The following is a 17,513-nucleotide window of genomic DNA, read 5'->3' as shown; positions in this document are numbered from 1 at the left end:
ATGCGCTTCGAGAAGGGTCACAAGGCGGAGACACGACGGCATATTGTCGACGTGGCATCGAAGTGCATGCGCCGGGACGGTATCACCGCCACGGGAATTGCGGGGATTATGGGCGAGGCCGGCCTCACCAAAGGAGCCTTCTCTCCGCACTTCGAGTCCAAGGGCGCGCTTGTTCGCGAAGCGCTGGGCAGAGCGCTGGGTGAGCAGCAGCTTTGCCTTGAGCGAGATCAGCTTAAGGGCATCGATCTCGAAGGCACGATCCGCCGATATCTGAACCGCGCCCACCTTGAAGGCGCCGCGGACGGGTGTCCCTCCGCGGCGTTGCTTCCGGAAATCGCCCGTCAACCTTTGGCCACCAGGCGAGATTACGAGAAAGCACTGCATAGCTACGTCACGGCCCTAGCCGCGCTGCTTCCCGGCGGAGATTCCGTCAAAAAGCACCGGCGCGCGACGGCCATCTTCGGCCTCATGGTGGGCACCCTCCAGTTCGCGCGGGCCGTCCCCGACACCATCCAAGCAGAGCAGATCCTGGAAGGCGGCGTTGAGGCCGTGCTGCAGTTGGCGAGAGTTTGATCTTGCTAAATTCGGCGCAATGGAGCGGTGCGGGAAGATTTGTCACACCGCCGGAACGAGCCAACACTCCGGACGCCCACTAGCTGACCGCCGGCAATGTCTCCTTCTGGCCCCGGTTGTGTAAAAACGCGAAAGACCAAAACTCGGCTAGAATTACATTCTTCAGTTCGTCGTCTAGGATGAAGGCGCTTGCGCAACTCGGCGCTACGATGGTTTGGGACGAATAGGTTCTTCTATCGCGCTCGAGCGTCTGGGCGTTTTCACACAGCCAAGACCCATCTCGGACGTAGAGTGAGGTGTATCAAAGCGCCGCTATCGACGGCATGGCGGACTCCATACGAAGTGCGGCGCGGGTTTATGAGTACACGCCCTAGTTCGACGCCAGCGCCGCCTTTGCGACTTCGGCCATCCAGCCGGATGCGACGGGGAGGATAGCGTCGTTGAAATCGTAGCGCGGGCCGTGCAGCTCGGCGCCGTCGCGCAAATCGCCGTTGCCGATCCAGACGAAGGCGCCGGGGCGCTTCTGCAGGTAGAAGGCAAAATCCTCGCCCGCCATGCTGGGCGCGAGATCGCGGCGCAGCGGCGCCTTCACCTTCTCGGCCGCGAGGCGGGCGAGACCCGCTTCGGCCTGTGTGTTGATCACGACGCCGACCCCCATCACGATCTCGGGCGTGACCTTGACGCCGAAGCTCGTCGCGATGCCAGCGCAGATTTCATCTATACGAGCAAGAAGAATGTCCTTCACCGCCTCGCGATGAAACCGCAGCGTGCCGCCGATCACGACGCGTCCGGCGATCTGGTTGCGCGCGGTGCCGCCTTCGAGCGTGCACAGCGAGAGCACGGCGGTGTCGAGCGGATCGACGCTGCGCGACACCACCGATTGCAGCGCCACGATGAGATGGCCCGCCGCCATCACCGGATCGCGCGTCAGATGCGGCATGCCGGCGTGGCCCGGATGGCCCTCGATGGTGATGCTGATGCGCCCGCCGGACGCCATGACCACGCCGTCATGGACCGCGATGGTGCCGGCCTGAAGGCCGGGCCAGTTGTGGAAGCCGAACACGCGCTGCATCGGAAACCGCTCGAGCAGCCCGTCGGCGACCATCATGCGCGCGCCGCCAAAACCTTCCTCGGCCGGCTGGAATATGAAATGGACCGTGCCGCTCCAGCTGGTGTCGGCCGCAAGCAGCGCCGCGGCGCCGAGCAGCGAAGCGGTGTGACCGTCATGGCCGCAGGCATGCATCACGCCCGGCGTCGTCGAGGCATAGGGCAGGCCGGTGTCCTCGGTGATCGGCAGCGCATCCATGTCGGCGCGCAGGCCGACGGCGCCTTGCGCGGATCCGCGCGTCAAGGTCGCGACGACGCCATGGCCGCCGATGCCGGCTTCGAAGGGAATGCCGAGCTCGGTGAGTTTTTCCTGCACGAAGGCGGCGGTGGCCTTTTCCTGGAGGGAGAGTTCGGGGTGGGCATGCAGATGCCGGCGCCACGCGGTCAGTTTCTGGTGCAACTCGGGGGTCAAGATGGGTCTTTCACTGGGAGGGCCGGCTGTCGCCAGCATAGCCGAATATCGGCCCGCCGCATCACGCGCCAGCGAATGCCTCGCGTGCAGCAACGCGCGCCGCTTTTCCCCGTCATTCCGGGTGTCACGCCAGCTTCGCCAACCCTTTCCAGTCAAAGCCGACGCCATGACCGGGCCGGTCCGGCGCCACCGCCTTGCCGTCCTCCAGCACGAGCGGATGCTCGATATATGTGTCGAGGCCGAAGCCGTGCGCCTCCAGATAGGAGCGGTTGGGGCAGGCCGCGAGCAGGTGCACGGTGATGTCGTGGGCACCGTGGCTGGTGACGGGCAGGTTGAAGGCCTCTGCCAGCCGCGCGATCTTCATGAAGGCGGTGACGCCGCCGCAATTGGTGACGTCGGGTTCGGGATAGGACACCGCACCCGCCGCGATGTAGGTCTTGAACTCCCACAGCGAGCGCAAATTCTCCCCCGCCGCGATCGGCACGCCGGCGGCCTGCATGATGCGGGCATGGCCCGCGACGTCGTCGGGAATGATCGGCTCTTCCAGCCAGGTGAGATCGTAGGGCACGAAGGCGCGCGCGGCGCGGATCGCCTCCTCCACCGTCCATTTCATGTTGGCATCCGCCATCAGCGGGAAGCCCCCGCCGAGATGCTGTCGCATCGCCGCGACGCGCGCGACGTCGGATGTCAGGTCGGGCCGGCCGACCTTCATCTTGATGGCGCGAAAGCCCCTGGCGAGATTGCCGTCGGTCTGCGCGAGCAGCGCCTCGACGGAGAGGTCGAGGTCGATGCCGCCGGCGTAACACGGCACGCGCGCATCGAACCCGCCGAGCAGCTGATACAGCGGCAGTTTGGCGCGCCGCGCCTTCAGATCCCACAGCGCGATGTCGAGCGCGGACAGCGCCAGCACCGCCGGCCCGCCGCGCCCGCCATAATGCAGGGCCCACCAGACGTGATGCCAGACAGCTTCCGTGTCATCAGCCTCGCGTCCCTCGACCAGCGGCGGGATCTCGCGTTTGAGGATATCGGCGACCGCCCCGCCATTGCGCCCGACCGTGTAGGTGTAGCCGACGCCTTCGGCGCCATCGGCATCGCGGATTCGGCAGGTGATCAGCTCGAACGCCGCGATCTCGCCATGCGTGGAGTCGGACAGCGTGACGGGGAGGGGGATCCGGTAGAATCCGGCTTCGATATTGGCGATGTGTGGCATGCGGCCTCCCTGCGTTTTTCTTCTTGTAGGACGGGTCGAGCGAAGCGAAACCCATCATCTTCAACTGCGCAGGTAGCGATGGGTTTCGCTGCCTGCTACCCATCGCGGGCTACCCGCATTGTAGCTGCGCCATCCACGCCCGCAACGCGTGATAAGGCCGCGCGGGGCGGCCTGATCCCGCTCACCGCTTGTCAGCGTAGTAATTGATGGTGATCGAGGCCCGCTGCGGCGAGGTTCGCCACACCGACATGTCGAGCGTGTCGCCGGCCCCGGTACGCCAGCTCGCCAGGCGAAGATTGTCGTCTTTAGACGGCTTGTCGGTCCGCTCGCCGGCTTTCAACGATGTCTCGATCAGTCCGGGCAGCGCGTCAGCCGAAACGCCGACGGCCGATACCGTGCAGGTCACGCTCGGGCCATCGTCCGGTCCTGCGAAATAAGCCGTCATGCTGCCGAGCCGCTCGCCCCGCCTCATCAATTTCGCCATATAGAGAATGTCGATCTTTGGCCCGCGCTCCATCTCGGCCGTGATCGGGCCGCCGTCACTGACAAAGCCCAGTCCGCCGGCGATGCGCTCGACCTGGCTTGGCCTCGCCGGCTTGGGCGCGCAGATTTTTGCGAAGAGATCGACCAGCAGGGCGCTGTTGTCCTCTTCCGCGCCGGCCGCGCCCCCAAGCGCCAGCAGCGCCAATCCCGCGAGCGCGAACCGAACCATTTGCATCACCGCATCGTCGCGAGCTGCACGGCCAGCGCGCAGGCGCGATCGTATTCGTCGAGGTTGATCCACTCGTCGACCGTGTGCGCCTCGTTCTGGCCGGCGCCGAAGGTCACGGTGGGAATGCCATGGCGGACCATCCAGTTGGCATCGAGGCCGCCATTGGCGGCACGGACGTTCGGGGTGCCGCCGACCGCGGACACCGCCTCGATCGCGCGCTTCACGACGGGCAGATTCTCCTTCATGCGGAACGGATAATAGTCGGTTTCGGCCTTGAACTTGACTTTGCCGGACTTGCCCTGTGCGTTCGTCACTTTCTTGGCCGCCTTCTCGAACGCGGCCTTGTAGGCCTTCGTGATCTCCTTGAAGAATTTTCCGTCATGGCTGCGGCTCTCGCCGCGCACATGGACGTAGTCGGTGACGACGTTGGTGGCATCGCCCGCGGGCCGGCCCTCGCCACCGGTGACGGGGCCGACATTGCTGGTGCCCTGCCGGGCGCTGGCGCCCTTGCCCTTCACCACCTTGCCGAACCAGCCGCCGGCCTGCACGTCGGCAAGCGCCAGCGACATGATCATGGTCGAGGAGATGCCGCGCTCGGGCGCGACGCCGGCATGGGAGGCGCGGCCGAAAATCTCGACGGTCCAGCGGTCGGCGCCGACCGCGCCGATGACGACATTGGAGGCCGAGCCGCCGTCATAGTTGAAGGCCATCACCGGCGAGCCGAGCTCGTCCAGCTTGACGTGGCGCGCGCCATAGAGCCCGCTCTCCTCGCGCACGCAGAACAGCAGCGTGATCGGAGGATGGTCGAGCTTCTGCTTTTCGAGCTCGGCCGCCAGCGTCACCAGCACGCCGCAGCCGCAGCGATTGTCGCCGCCGAGCGCGGTCTTGGCCTCGTTGACGATTTTGCGGCCGGACTTCTTCGGCTTGGCGCCGGCGCAGAGCGGCACGGTGTCCATGTGGGTCATGAACATGATGCGCGGCTGGTTGTGTAGCGTGCCGCGGCCGGGCAGGTCGACGATGAGATTGCCGGTCTCGGTCGGCACGGGAATGCGGGTATTGGCGTCGTCGAGCCGGATCGCCTTGGCCGGCACGCCGCTCTCCTTCAGCGCGGCGGTGAGCTCACGCCCGATCGCCGCCTCCTGTCCGGTGACGCCCTCGATCGCGAGGAAGCGCATGAGACGATCGGTGGCGGCTTTGTGGTCGACAGGCATGGATCATTCCTTTGATGCACGGTGCGCGCAAGCATCGTTCGGGACAGCTGGTTTCGCAAGGCGGCCCCGACGCATGAACTGCTGCATTGCGTTGCTATCCGCGCATGGTGCAGGCCCGAACGGCTCCACCCGTCTCCGGGCTCCGTCCGCTACATCAGCCGCGCCGCCCCGGACACCCGGATGCTCGCGCCGGGTTCAGCGCTGATCTCGGCGCGCAGCTTCGACGGCATGCCCATGTCCTCGCCCTGGACAATGTCGATCGCGCCGCCATGAGGCCATCCAAGGTCGCGCAGATAGCCTGCGAGGGCGGCGGCTGCGGCGCCCGTCGCCGCATCCTCGTAGACGCCGCCGGCGGCGAAGGGATTGCGGGCATGGAACAGCGTGTCCGTTTCGGCATGGATGAGGCTGATCGTGACGAGGCCCGCCGCCGTCATGAACCGCCGCCCTTGCTCGAGATCGTAATGCATCGCGGCCAGTGTCTGCCGGCTCGCCAGGGCCAGCACGAGATGCCGCGCGCCCGCCTCGGCGATCGCGGGCGGCAGGCGCGGGTCGAGATCGGCAGCGTCGTACGAGAACAGGTCGAGGGCGGCGGCGACCAGCTCCTGCGGTGCCTGCGCGCTCCGCGTTCGCGGCGATTGCAGCGCCGCCATCAGCGCGGAGCCGTTCCGCCAGCCCGTAACCGTGATTGTCGCGTCGTTGAGCTGGAGCGGGAAGGTGCCGTCGCCATGGGCAAGGGCAAGCGCGGCTCCGAGCGCGATCGTCGCGTGGCCGCAGAACGGCACCTCGATCTCGGGCGCGAAATAGCGCACCCGCCAGCCATCCCCGCTCGGCGCGGCGAACGCCGTCTCCGAATAGCCGACCTCGGCTGCGATCGCCAGCATCCGGTCGGCCGGAGGCAGCGCGTCGCAGAGCACGACACCGGCCGGGTTGCCCCCATGCGCGCCTTGTGAAAAAGCGGCGATCCGCTGCACGTCCATTCGGCCCTCCGGCGTGAAGATTACGAAATGCGACCTTAGCCGTTTTGGAGCGTCCGCGTATATGCGAGAAAGATCACTACGCCCATCGCCAGCGCCGCCGCCATGAACAGCAGCACCGCCGGCAGCCCCGCAAGCGCAGCCACCGCGCCGGTGACGGACTGCATCAGCGCCGTGCCGAGGAAGAAGGCGAGATTGACCGCGGCCAGCGCCTTGCCGGCGACCTGCGCGTCGACGAGCTGCCGCGACATGCCGAACAGCAGCGGCTGGGCCGAGGTGAAGAGGCCGATCAGCACGAACAGCATCAGATCGTAGGACGGCGGCATGACCGTCACACCGAACAGCCATGCGATGGGCAAATGCGGTGCGCCGAACGCCATCAGCGCGAGCAGCAGCGCCGCGAAGGCGTGGGTGCCGGCCACGAGCTCCCGGCGGCGGCCGAACCTGCGGTCGATCATGCCGACCAGCAGCGGCCCCGCGATCATCGCCAGCGTGAACGCGCCGAGCTGGTTGCCGGCCTCGACCCGCGACAGTCCCTTGATCTGCATCAGCCACGGCCCGCCCCACAGGCCGCGCAGCACCAGCGAGCTTGCCAGCGACACCAGCGCCAGCGCGATCAGGCCGCGCAAGGACCGCGACAGGCCGAGCCTGAGCACCTCGATCATCTGCGACAGCGGCGAGGACTCGTCCTTGTGCTCGGCCGGCTGGTTCGGCACCAGCACGAACACCGCGAGCGCCACCATGATGCCGCCGATCGCGGAGATCCAGAATCCCGCGCGCCAGCCCCAATTGTCGATGACGAAGGCGAGCGGGCTCGACGACAACAGCATGCCGACATTGCCGATCGAGAGGATCGCGCCCGACCACAGTCCGAAGCGCGCCGCCGACAATTGCTTGGCCGCCAGCGTCATCGGGCACATCAGCATGCCCGAGGTGGCAACGCCCAGCATCAACTGTCCGACCGCAAAACTCTCAGGTCCGGTCGCAAACCCGGACGCCACCGCGCCGAGTACGGTTCCCGCCAGCAGGGCGAGCGACACCGGCCGCACGCCGAACCGGTCCATCGCCGCCCCCACCGGAATCTGCGAGGCCGCGAAGGAAAAATGATAGACCGAGGTGAGGCTCGCCAGCGCTTGCGGCTCGATGCGGAAATCCGCCGCCATCAGGTCGAGGCTGATCGCGGGGATCGTGCGCAGCAAGGTCGAGAGCATGTGCCCGCAGGCCAGTGCGACCAGCGCGAAGATCAGCGCAGGCGTGGCGTGGCCCGCGTCGTCGGCGGCGGCAGTGGTCATGAGCATTTCGTCCCGGCAAGCGTTTTGGCCGGGTTACATGATTGGGAGAGGCCTGCCAATGCCGGGAGAGGTCGTGTTGGCGCAGAGGCGACCAGACGCGATGTCGGGGCGCGCGGCTTCGTTTCCGATTGCTTTTGCCTGCGCAAATTCACAGACTGCGATCCGGAAAAGCCGCGGACGCGCCAACGTCTGGAAGACGGCTTCCGTTTTGGGGAGAAAATATCATGATCGATACTTCGTTCGCGTCGCGCCGCCTGTTGCTGGCCGGCGTTTTTTTCAGTGCGTTCACGCTGTGCGCCGCAGCGCAGCAGCCCGCAACGCCGCCGGCCGCGCCTGCCGCGCAACCGCTTCCTCCCGGTTCCCCCATGATCGGGCGCCCGGACAATGAGGCCGCGGCAAAGCTCGCGCCGGTCGCGCCGCCGCCGATTCCGGCCGCTGCCGACAAGCTGCCGCTCGCCAAGCTGAAGGTGCCCGCGGGATTCAACATCGAGGTCTATGCCTCCGGCATGGCGAACGCGCGCTCGCTGGCGCAGAGCGACAAGGGCACGGTGTTCGTCGGCAGCCGCCTCGTCGACAAGGTCTACGCCATCACCGACAAGGACGGCAGGAAGTCGGTCAAGGTGATCGCGTCCGGCCTGTACCGGCCGAATGGCGTCGCCTTCAAGGACGGCACGCTCTACATCGCCGAGCTGTCGAAGGTCTCCAAGATCGAGAAGATCGACGACGTCCTCGATAACCCGCCGAAGCCGACGGTGATCTACGACAAGCTGCCGAAGGACGAGGCGCATGGCTGGAAGTTCATCGCCATCGGCCCGGACGACAAGCTCTATGTCCCGGTCGGCCAGCCCGGCAACAACGTGCTGCACGATGCCGATCACGGCCAGATCCGCCGGATGAATCTCGACGGTACGGGCGCGGAAGTCTACGCGGTCGGCGTGCGCAACACGGTCGGCTTCGACTGGAATCCTGAGACCAAGCAGCTCTACTTCACCGACAATGGGCGCGACTGGCTGTCGGAGACGGTGCCGGAGGACGAGCTCAACCGCGTCACCAAGGCCGGCGAGGACTTTGGCGCACCGTTCTGCTACCAGGGCAACATCATCGACCAGGAGCTCGGCTGGGGTAAGGACTGCAAGAACTACACCCCCCCGGTCGGCCTGATGGGCCCGCACACCGCCGCGCTCGGCATGCGCTTCTACACCGGCAGCATGTTCCCGAAGCAATACAAGAACGCGATCTTCGTCGCGCGCCACGGCTCCTGGAACAAGTCGCAGAAGCAGGGCGGTGACGTCGTCGTCGTCAAGCTGAACAAGGACGGCACCGTGAAGTCAGTGGAGCCGTTCCTGACCGGCTTCATCGAGGACAACAAATATGTCGGCCGCCCCGTCGACGTGATGCAGCTCAAGGACGGCTCACTGCTGGTCTCGGACGACTGGAACGGTGCGGTCTACCGCATCAGCTACGGCAAGCAGAAGGTCGCGGCAAAGTAATTGTTGCTGCCGTCATTGCGAGGAGCCCGCGACAAAATTGCGAAGCAATTTTGCGCTTGCGGCGAAGCAATCCAGAAACCCTCCGCCGGGACAGTCTGGATTGCTTCGCTCGCAATGACGGAGTATGCGGGAGCGGAGATGTATAAAACACTCACAGCCGCTTTGGCGCTGGCTTTGCTGACCCTCCCCGCATCCGCCGAGACCTTCCAGGAGCGCGCCGCGCCGTGCCTTGCCTGTCACGGCGAGCGCGGTACCTCCGAGACCGAGAATACACCCTCGCTCGGCGGCCAGCAGGCGCCTTACGCGCTGATCCAGCTCTTCATGTTCCGCGAGAAGCTGCGCCTGTTCGAGCCGATGAACGAGATGGCGAAATCGCTGACCGACGACGATCTGCGCACCTTCTCCGACTTCATCGCCACGCTGCCGAAGCCGGCGGTGCCGACTGATGCTGCCGACACCGCACGGATGGCACGCGGCGCGGCGCTGGCAAATCAGAACCGCTGCAACACCTGCCACAACCCCGATTACTCCGGAAAGGAGAACGTTCCGCGCATCGCGGGTCAGCGCGAGGACTATCTCGCCAAGACGCTCGCTGAATACAAGGACAACAGCCGCCACGGCTATGATGCGACGATGGCGGATGTGATGCAGACGGTCGCCAAGGACCAGATCGGCGATCTCGCGCATTATCTCGCCCATCAGCACTGAAGGACGTCCGGCGGCTGACAACCTAAGTCGCCGGGATCTTGCTCTTGAGCTCGGTCACGATCGCGCGGAACGTGGGCGGCACCGTCGGCGCCTCGGGCACAACGCCGGATTTGAACGCGCGATCGGCGATCTCGTAGCCCAGCGCGCGGTAGCTTTCGAATTGCGATTCCGAGAAGAACTGGTTCAGCGTCGTCTCGTGCGGGAAGCTCGCATGCGCGATGGCGTAGCTCAGCACGCCCATGGGCTCGGTGCCGTGTAGGCCCGACTTGAAATACAGCAGCAGGCCGTTCTGCGAATCGCCGCCGTCGGCGTCCTTGTAGAGGATGTCGCCGACGGTCCAGTAGGGGCCTTCCGTTGCCGGGCTCGGCCGCTCGGTGAAGCGCTTCTTCAAGAGGTCGAGCCGGTGCATGTCGATCCGAACACCGAGATCGATCCAGATCTTGCGCAGCGCGTTGCCGAGATCCTCGAAGCTGTAGTCGGGGTCGCAGCCGGCGTCGCTGACCACGATCAGGCGGCAACGCCGCCGAACCATCTCGTAGATGCCGAGATTCTCGAAGTGTCCGCCGTCGGTGAGGTAGACCCAGCGCTCCCGCTCGCTGGTCAGGCCGAACATCTCCATGAAGAAAGGACGCAGCGCGAACGGCGGCTTGGGCTTGGCGTAATCGGGATTGTCGCCGCGCGGGTTCGCCAGCCACCAGCCGAGCCGGACGTTGAAGAGAGCCATCAGGAAAGCCACTCCCGGCGAGGAGTTGTAGCCCATGCTGGGGCTGACCGCGGCGCCGGAAATCGCCATCGCGGTTCCGAGCGTCAGGCCGAGCGGCGGACCGCCGTAGGGATGCGGCTGGGTTTTGGTGGCGTAGGTCGTGCGGTAGGCGCCGTCCTCGAACGCCGCGCTGCCGCTGCCGCAATGCAACGGCGAGAAGGTGAACGGGGCTGCCATCCGTTCCTGCCACGCCAGGTTCTTCGACGAGACCAGGTTGAGGGCGCCGCTGATGACGTGGAACGGCTTCCAATCGGCGCCATGGGGACGGACGCCGTGCTGCCAGAGCTCGTGCAGATAGGGACTGTCGCTGCTATCGAAATCGGTGAATTTGTTCTTGGTCTTGGCGCGGTCGTGCTCGCGGCGCGATGCGCCGAGGAAGGCGCGCACCAGGCGATTGCGGTAGATGCTGTGGAGCGAGTAACGGTTGATGCTGAGGACGAGCGAGGCGGCGACGATCAGCAGCAGGAGCAGGCCGCCGACCAGCATCACGATCGCCCAGGGCATATGCCCGGCGCCGTTCTCGAACGGCGCGAAAGCGGCGTCGAAGCCAATCGACAGCACAGCGACGAGTGTCGCCGCGAAGATCGCGGCTGCCACGGCGGCGATCGTATTGAGGCTGAGATATTGACGAAAGCCGGACACCTGCTCGGCGGCGGCCTTGGTCTTCGAACTCGCGCCCAGTACGACGGAGAGCAGTCCGGACAGGCCCCCTCCGGCGGCAAGCGAGGCGGCTGATGCGGTGCCGAGCTGGCTTTTGATCCAGGCGGCGGCGGGCGGTGCGCCAAGCACCAGTCCGAACCAGAGCAGCCAGCCGATATAGGCGAGGGTGAAGAGACCGCTCGAGCGTGCCTGGAATTCGAGGCCGACATCGACCTCGGACAGGAACTCGGCAAAGGAGATGTAGACCACGTCGGCGACCATGCGCGCCAGCACGATCCAGGGCAGGCCAAGCACGCAGGCGAAGCGCGCGGCGGCGGCATCCGCATCCGGCGGGCTGAAAATCCAGAGCAGCGCCAGCCCGGCGGCGCTCAGGAGGCCGAAAACGGCGCCGGCCGCGCCCCAGGCGATCAGATCGATCCACGGATGTTTGGGCCGGTTGGCGAGCGCCTGTTGCGTCGATTTGCCAAGGACGAATGGCCAGACCCACGCCAGCAGCCACGACAGCAGGAAGAACAGAACGCCAAGCACGGCGCCGCGTATCATCACGTTGGCGTAGAACCGGGCGCCTTTCACCTCTGCGCCGAACTTGAAACCGAGCGCATCGGTCACCTGCGTGAGGGTCGCCAGCCCGTATTGGCTTTGCAGGACGAAGACAAGCAGGGCGGCGCCGATCAGGAACGGGGCGAGATCGCACAGCAGAAACCAGGGCTGCGGGACGTTGATGCATCCGCGCGCGGGCCGGTTCGCGGCGGAGAATGACAGTGCGATCAGGAAGCAAGCGGTCGGCACGATCATCAGTGCGAGAAACCACGGCGGCGCGTTGGCGGTCGTGATGGCGTGGGCATCGATCATGGCGAAGGAGACCGCCTTGGTGAGCAGCACCGCGAGGATCATTGGCGGCACCAGCAGCACCCAGTTCAGGAACAGGTTGCGCAGCACGCCCGCGACATCGCTCCACAGGTCGGGCGAGATCGCGGAGAAGCTCGGCGCGAGGAAATGCGAGTTGCGCCGCAGGTTGGACACCGGCTCGGCCTCCTCGTGGTCCTTGATCTGCCCTTCCGTGCAGCGATCGTTCAGGGCGGACACCACCGGGTTCGGCAGGCCCGCCTTGCGTTCGCGGCACAGCCACGCCGACAGCCAGCTGCCGATATAGCCGCCTCCCGACACGGTCGACAGGTACTCGAACTCCGTCAGGGCCGAGCCGGCCTTGCCGTCGCGCTTCGAGGCGACCTTCAGCGCGGCGATCCGTTGCAGGATGCCGAGCGCGAAGGAAGCGCTGCGGATGCCGCCCCCGGACAGGCATAACGCCCAGCGGTCGTCGCCGTTCAGTTTCCGGTAGATATCACCAAGCTCCGGAGGCACCGGCTCGGCCGCCGCCGGCGACGCGTCTGCCCGCTCGGTTTCGATCCTCGGGAATGCAAGGGGTTTCCCGGCGAGCGCCTGGCGCTCCTCCCAGAGCACCTGTGACAGGTTCAATGCCCCCATGATGCCCCTCCGCGTGTTGCACCGAGACCGGTCCAAGCTAGCGAGACGGCCAAGGCGCACGTGTGAAGCAGTTCACAGGCACGTGGAAATTGTCGTGGCGGGTGGCGGGAAGGGCATCCGATCAATCAAAGGAGAGGCGGCATGAGTCGACGGCCGATCACGTCAACTTCCTCAGCAACTCTTGCGCCGCGTCCAGCAACGACCGCATCTGCACCCGCTCGGCTGCGGCGGCTCGCGTGAACAGCCCATGAGTCTCGGCGTTCCGGTTGTCGCGGGGCGCCCCGCTTCTCCACGCGCCGCCGTGCATGCGGCACCGCTTCTTCCCGCGTAGCGCTGGCGCACAGCACACCCCGCCATTGCGGGTCTTGGCTCCGCAGCGCAGGCTGGAGCGCATTGGGCCGGTGTTGCGGGCGTGCGGGCTGGTCACAGGCCCGCGCCCTGCTTTGCCTCCTTCGGTCCCGGCTCCGCGACGAGCATGCCCGCATGCTGCGTGACATTCCCAACGATCGCGCGGCCGCCGTCCTGCACGGACAGGTTCTGCACCGTGATCGCGCGCTCGTCGCTGCTGCGGTGGCGGTTCAGGGCCTCGACCTGGGCGGCGAACGTGCGGGCGAGGCGGGTCATGGCGAGCGTGACGCCCTCCTGTTGCGGAAGATTGTCCGTGCAGGCGAGGCGGCAGGCGCAGCGCATCGCCGCGACGTGAACGGAGGCCATCTGCGACAGCAGCATGGCCTCGATGGAATCCCTCGGCGCGATGCTCCCGATCATCGAGATCATGAAGGCCAGATTGGATTCATCCGGCTTCTGTCCGACTGCGCTCGCCTTGGCCAACTGTCTCAGAAGCCCGTGCAGCGCATCGCGATCGGCGGCGCCGAGCGCCTCCGCCAGCAATTGCTCGCCGGCTTGCGGATCATGATGATTGATGGCGATGCGGCGCTTGTAGAGTCTGACGCGCGGGGGTGCAGCCCGGGTGCTGTGATCGTTTGCCGCAAGCGGCGACGTGGCGGGGAGGCTCGGAGCTGTGGTCATGCCGTGTCCTTTGTTGGCGCAGGCGCGTGCGACCGTTCGCGGTGGCGCGCGGATGCGAATTTCGGGATACCGATGAAGAGCTTGGACGCAACAGCGTCGGGGCGGCCGCGGTCGGGCGGCGGTCACGCTGGCAATCGTTGCGATGATGCCATCATGCCACTGTTTTGCCCGACGTGTCAAGGGTGAATTCGCTCTATCCGAAAATTCCTTCAAGCCCCCCGATCTGCGGCGCGACGGCTACTGTGCATGGGGTTGTTTTCGAATTTTTGTTGGGAAGAGGTTCTCACCTGCCGCGCGGCGGAATGCCGGCGCGCCAACGCGATTGCGAAATCGCGCGCGGCCGCTCATCATGCCGTTCACGCGCGCCGCACCAACAAGCATGCACAAGCGGTACGCCAAGGGTGTGGGGAGGGAATGAATGCAACGAACGGCTCGCCTGCTGGCGCTGATCGCCGGACTCTGCGCCTGTGCGCTGGCGACGCAGGCGCTCGCGCAAAAATACCCGGCGCGGCCGGTCAAGATCATGGTCGGCTTCAGCGCGGGCGGGCCGGTCGACGTCGTCGCGCGCATCATCGGCGACCGGTTAGGTGCAAAACTCGGGCAGCCCTTCGTGGTCGAGAACCGTGCCGGCGCCAACGGCATGATCGCGGCCGAAGGCGTCGCCCATGCGGACGCGGACGGCTACACCGTCCTCGCCTGCAACTCCTCCACGATCACGCTCAACAAGACCCTGTTCAAGGACATCCGCTATGACCCGCAAGCCGACTTCGCGCCGCTGACGACCGTGGTCTCGGCGCCGCTGGTGCTGGTGGTCAATCCGGAGAACCCCAAGACCGCCGATATCAAGACCGTCGCCGATCTCGTCGCCGCGGCGAAGGCTGCACCGGGGGCGCTCGCCTACGGCTCCGGCGGCAACGGCAACCTCGCCCATCTCGCCATGGAGCTGCTCAGCCAGCGCGCCGGCATCAGGATGATCCACGTGCCCTATCGCGGCGGCGCGGCCTCCGAGGTCGGCATCCTCGCGCAGGAGGTGCTGGCGGTGTTCGATCCGCTCTCTGCGGTGCCGCTGGTGAAGGCCGGCAAGCTACGCGCGCTCGCGGTGTCCTCGGCCGAGCGGCTGCCGTCGCTGCCCGACGTGCCGACCGTCGCGGAAGCCGGCTATCCCGGCTTCGACCTGTCGTTCTGGGTCGGCTTCTTCATGCCGAAGGCAACGCCCGCGCCGATCCTCGAGACGCTGCATCGGGAGATCGTCACGGCGGCAAGGGATCCGGCGGTCGCGGAGAAGCTCGGGTCGCAAGGCGTCGTCAGCGTGCTGAGCCCGGCCGACTACGCGACGAAGATCGCGAAGGAGACGAAGGAGCTCGCGGAGGTCGTGGCCGCCGCGAACATCAAGGCGGAGTGATCTAGCCCGAGGAGCGCTCGCGCGCCGCCATGCGGATGGCGTGCGTTTTCGATCCCTTCGCCGCGCGTGTCGCGATCATGCTGCGCGCCTTGCCATGGGCCGAGCCGTTCTTGCGCAGCAGGGACGCGAAGCGCTTGCGCGCCCGGCTCGCGGAGAGCCGCGCCGCCAGCTGCTCGGCCTTGCGCATGATGCTGACCACCGACGGCGTCAGGTTCACCGGAACCCAGGCAACATCCCTGGTCTTGGACAGGCTGCCGATGCCTTCGCACGGCGCTTCGCGCGGCAGGTCGATCCGGATCGCCAAGGCATCCGTGCGTTCGGTCCAGTCTTCCGCCTTGGTGCCGGTGATGATGCGGACATAGTCGCGCGTCTCGCGCGGCAGCTCGCTCTCGCGTGCGAGCCATTTCTGGATGCGGCCGGGACCCGCGTTATAGGCGGCCGCGGCGAGGCCGAGATTGCCGAAATCATCGCGGAGCTTGCGCAGGAACTTTGCCGACGCCGGCAGCGCCTTCATGGCATCAAAGGGATCGTCAAGCCCGACCTCGGCGGCCGTCTCGGGCATGAACTGCGCGACGCCCTGGGCGCCGGCCGGGCTGATCTCGTTCGATTTGAAACGGCTCTCCTGCCAGAGCAGCCGCGCGAAGAACGGCACGGGAATGCCGCTCTCCTCAGCCGCCACTCGTAGCGCGTGGCAGAATTGCTCGGTCGGCGAAGCCGGAGCCTTGTCTGCGGTTTCGACCGTGGGCTCCGGCTCGATGGTCTCCTCGTACGCCGCGCGCGCATTGGCGAGCTCGATGGCCTGCACACTGGCGAGGAACAGTTCGACGACGGGAACCAGCGAGGGCGCGCGATCGGTCTTGGAGGTGGCGCGATCGAGGCTTGCTGTCTGCAAGGACGGCGACGGGCTGACGTCGCACATGAGAATCAGAAACGCAGCGCAAGCCGCGACGAGAAATCGCATCTCGGTAACAGTCCTCGAACCGTGGGGGAACGACCGGCTGGGGCGCCGGTGAGGAGGACTTCATTAACCGTAATTGCGGCGAAGCTGCGATTCCGCGAGGGGGCCGGTGTTAGTACGGTGGTCCAACAGGGGAACATCCGCCGCCGGCCCGCGGATCTACGGCAAACGCGTCGCGCGAGCGACCCTGCGGCGAAAGAGGGGCTTACGCCTTGGGAAAATCCTTGCGCATCGCGATCTCGGCGGCATCGCCCGGCGACAGCACGGTCTGGTCGAACGCGGCTTGCGGCTTGGTCATGATGTCGTAGAGCGAGATGCCCTTGATGGGCTTTGCCATCAGCTCGCGGACGCAGTCGGCGAGCGTGCCGTTGTAGACCATGTAGGGCGGACCCCGGTCTTTCTGTCTCTCGCCTTTCAGCGACGGCCACTTCTTCAGTTCGGCCGGCGCGTCATAGGCGATCGGCGATCCCTCTTTGAACATGCGCTTGGACCCGGACGGCTTGGACGAGAGGGAACTCTAGAGCCGCCGGGTAAACACACGTTAAAAAATTCGTTAAAATCAGCCGGCAACGAAGGCGAGCAGGGTGCCGCTCGCCTTGGCCGGCGGCACGACGATGGCGACCCCGCTCCGCACGGCGGCCGAACCCAGCGCCTTCTCGGTCGCAGCAAGATCGCCGCTGACGAGCACCAGCGCCGCACCGCCGCGTTCGGAGAGGCCTGCGAGCGGCACGCCGGGATAGCGCCTGCCGAGCTGGTCCAGCGTCAGATAGACGAAGTCGGCGCGATCGCCGCCGGAGGGCACGGACACGGCGCCGTCGGCCTCGGCCTTCGGCTCGCGGTCGATCAGCCGGCCGAGGTGCGCGGCCTCCTTCGCGGGCTCGGGTGTTGCGATCAGCGCCTGCTTGATGCGCTTGGCCGCATTGGCGTGCTTCATCAGTTCGGGGATCCACACCGTCTCGCGGGTCTTGTGCTGGCAGGCGAAGATGCGCACGCCGCCGGGCGCCTCGGCGGTCGGCCACATGAAGGTGCGGAATTTGGCCGCCGAGACCGTGCCATCAGGCAGCGTCACCGGACGTTCGAAATCGGTCGGGCCGATCGGCGTCAGGCCGCGGGCGCGGATCTCGTCCGCGCCGGCGGCGCTGTCGATCGCGGTGAAGGCGATGCGCTCGATGCCCTCGCCATGCCGCTCGACGAAGGCGCGGGCGGGGGCGTTGTGCTCGGTCGCAACGAGGACGCCGAGCAGCTCCATATAGTCGGGGTCGAACATGATGGTGTAGTTGCCGGTGCCCATATGCGCGCTGTGGGTGCCGCGCGGCGAGATGGTGAAGCCGAGCTGGCGATAGGTCTCGGCGGCCTTGTCGAGATCCTTCACCATGACCACGGCGTGGTCGATACCGATGACGTTTTTGAGGGCCACTGTTCTATCCCCGAATGCAAACTGACTTGCGCCGCCGCATCAGCGGCCGCCGGTCCTGTCTACGCCGGATGGGCGGTCAAGTCATTTTCAATTCAGTGGGAGATGCGGAA

Annotated in this window: 16 protein-coding genes; 4 read left to right on the top strand and 12 right to left on the bottom strand. The window is 66.3% G+C overall.

What is annotated here, in order from left to right; all coding sequences use genetic code 11:
- Positions 1–573 carry a TetR/AcrR family transcriptional regulator gene (locus HYH08_RS24605; RefSeq protein ID WP_220012412.1) on the top strand — a complete coding sequence of 191 codons (573 nt, stop codon included), beginning with the start codon at positions 1–3 and terminating at the stop codon, positions 571–573.
- A 370-nt stretch (positions 574–943) separates the two neighbouring features.
- On the opposite strand, the gene HYH08_RS24600 is transcribed toward HYH08_RS24605, so the two are convergent.
- From HYH08_RS24600 to HYH08_RS24575, 6 genes are all read right to left on the bottom strand, one after another.
- Positions 944–2,092: an amidohydrolase gene (locus HYH08_RS24600; protein ID WP_220012411.1), complete on the bottom strand. Its 1,149-nt coding sequence runs from the start codon at positions 2,090–2,092 to the stop codon at positions 944–946.
- Positions 2,093–2,216: 124 nt separating this feature from the next.
- Positions 2,217–3,302, bottom strand: a complete 1,086-nt coding sequence (locus tag HYH08_RS24595; RefSeq protein WP_220012410.1) for a mandelate racemase/muconate lactonizing enzyme family protein — start codon at positions 3,300–3,302, stop codon at positions 2,217–2,219.
- A gap of 181 nt (positions 3,303–3,483) precedes the next feature.
- Positions 3,484–4,020 (bottom strand): hypothetical protein, encoded by a 537-nt coding sequence (locus HYH08_RS24590; RefSeq protein WP_220012409.1) that lies wholly within the window; start codon positions 4,018–4,020, stop codon positions 3,484–3,486.
- Positions 4,020–5,225, bottom strand: coding sequence for a M20/M25/M40 family metallo-hydrolase (locus tag HYH08_RS24585; RefSeq protein ID WP_220012408.1), 1,206 nt, complete (start codon positions 5,223–5,225; stop codon positions 4,020–4,022). The genes HYH08_RS24590 and HYH08_RS24585 overlap by 1 nt, the downstream gene beginning before the upstream one ends.
- A gap of 149 nt (positions 5,226–5,374) precedes the next feature.
- A complete protein-coding gene (locus HYH08_RS24580; RefSeq protein WP_220012407.1) occupies positions 5,375–6,202 on the bottom strand; it encodes a PhzF family phenazine biosynthesis protein in 828 nt (275 codons plus the stop codon).
- A gap of 35 nt (positions 6,203–6,237) precedes the next feature.
- A complete protein-coding gene (locus HYH08_RS24575; protein WP_220012406.1) occupies positions 6,238–7,491 on the bottom strand; it encodes an MFS transporter in 1,254 nt (417 codons plus the stop codon).
- Between the two features lie 224 nt (positions 7,492–7,715).
- Here HYH08_RS24575 and HYH08_RS24570 point away from each other — a divergent pair, with 224 nt between their 5' ends.
- A complete protein-coding gene (locus tag HYH08_RS24570) occupies positions 7,716–8,981 on the top strand; it encodes a PQQ-dependent sugar dehydrogenase (RefSeq protein WP_220012405.1) in 1,266 nt (421 codons plus the stop codon).
- 138 nt (positions 8,982–9,119) lie between these two features.
- On the top strand, positions 9,120–9,689 hold the full coding sequence (locus tag HYH08_RS24565) for a c-type cytochrome (RefSeq protein WP_220012404.1): 570 nt from the start codon (positions 9,120–9,122) through the stop codon (positions 9,687–9,689).
- 22 nt (positions 9,690–9,711) lie between these two features.
- Here the strand turns inward: HYH08_RS24565 and HYH08_RS24560 are convergent, their stop codons facing one another.
- The 3 genes from HYH08_RS24560 to HYH08_RS24555 all read right to left on the bottom strand — a co-directional run bounded on the left by HYH08_RS24560 (position 9,712) and on the right by HYH08_RS24555 (position 13,626).
- Positions 9,712–12,597, bottom strand: coding sequence for a hypothetical protein (locus HYH08_RS24560; protein WP_220012403.1), 2,886 nt, complete (start codon positions 12,595–12,597; stop codon positions 9,712–9,714).
- 157 nt (positions 12,598–12,754) lie between these two features.
- On the bottom strand, positions 12,755–12,991 hold the full coding sequence (locus tag HYH08_RS37710) for an HGGxSTG domain-containing protein (protein WP_283844165.1): 237 nt from the start codon (positions 12,989–12,991) through the stop codon (positions 12,755–12,757).
- A gap of 29 nt (positions 12,992–13,020) precedes the next feature.
- Positions 13,021–13,626 (bottom strand): hypothetical protein, encoded by a 606-nt coding sequence (locus HYH08_RS24555; RefSeq protein WP_220012402.1) that lies wholly within the window; start codon positions 13,624–13,626, stop codon positions 13,021–13,023.
- Positions 13,627–14,044: 418 nt separating this feature from the next.
- Between HYH08_RS24555 and HYH08_RS24550 the strand changes: the two genes are divergently transcribed.
- Positions 14,045–15,028 (top strand): Bug family tripartite tricarboxylate transporter substrate binding protein, encoded by a 984-nt coding sequence (locus HYH08_RS24550; protein WP_220012401.1) that lies wholly within the window; start codon positions 14,045–14,047, stop codon positions 15,026–15,028.
- Between the two features lies 1 nt (position 15,029).
- Here the strand turns inward: HYH08_RS24550 and HYH08_RS24545 are convergent, their stop codons facing one another.
- The 3 genes from HYH08_RS24545 to HYH08_RS24535 all read right to left on the bottom strand — a co-directional run bounded on the left by HYH08_RS24545 (position 15,030) and on the right by HYH08_RS24535 (position 17,403).
- The gene (locus HYH08_RS24545; RefSeq protein WP_220012400.1) at positions 15,030–15,989 is read right to left on the bottom strand and encodes a lytic transglycosylase domain-containing protein; all 960 of its coding nucleotides are present in this window, start codon (positions 15,987–15,989) and stop codon (positions 15,030–15,032) included.
- 202 nt (positions 15,990–16,191) lie between these two features.
- Positions 16,192–16,467 carry a hypothetical protein gene (locus HYH08_RS24540; protein WP_220012399.1) on the bottom strand — a complete coding sequence of 92 codons (276 nt, stop codon included), beginning with the start codon at positions 16,465–16,467 and terminating at the stop codon, positions 16,192–16,194.
- 78 nt (positions 16,468–16,545) lie between these two features.
- A complete protein-coding gene (locus HYH08_RS24535; protein WP_220012398.1) occupies positions 16,546–17,403 on the bottom strand; it encodes a VOC family protein in 858 nt (285 codons plus the stop codon).
- Positions 17,404–17,513 lie beyond the last annotated feature (110 nt).

The sequence above is a fragment of the Bradyrhizobium sp. BR 10289 genome (assembly GCF_019455385.1).
Taxonomy (GTDB): Bacteria; Pseudomonadota; Alphaproteobacteria; order Rhizobiales; family Xanthobacteraceae; genus Bradyrhizobium.
This window is presented reverse-complemented; position numbering and strand designations above follow the sequence as displayed.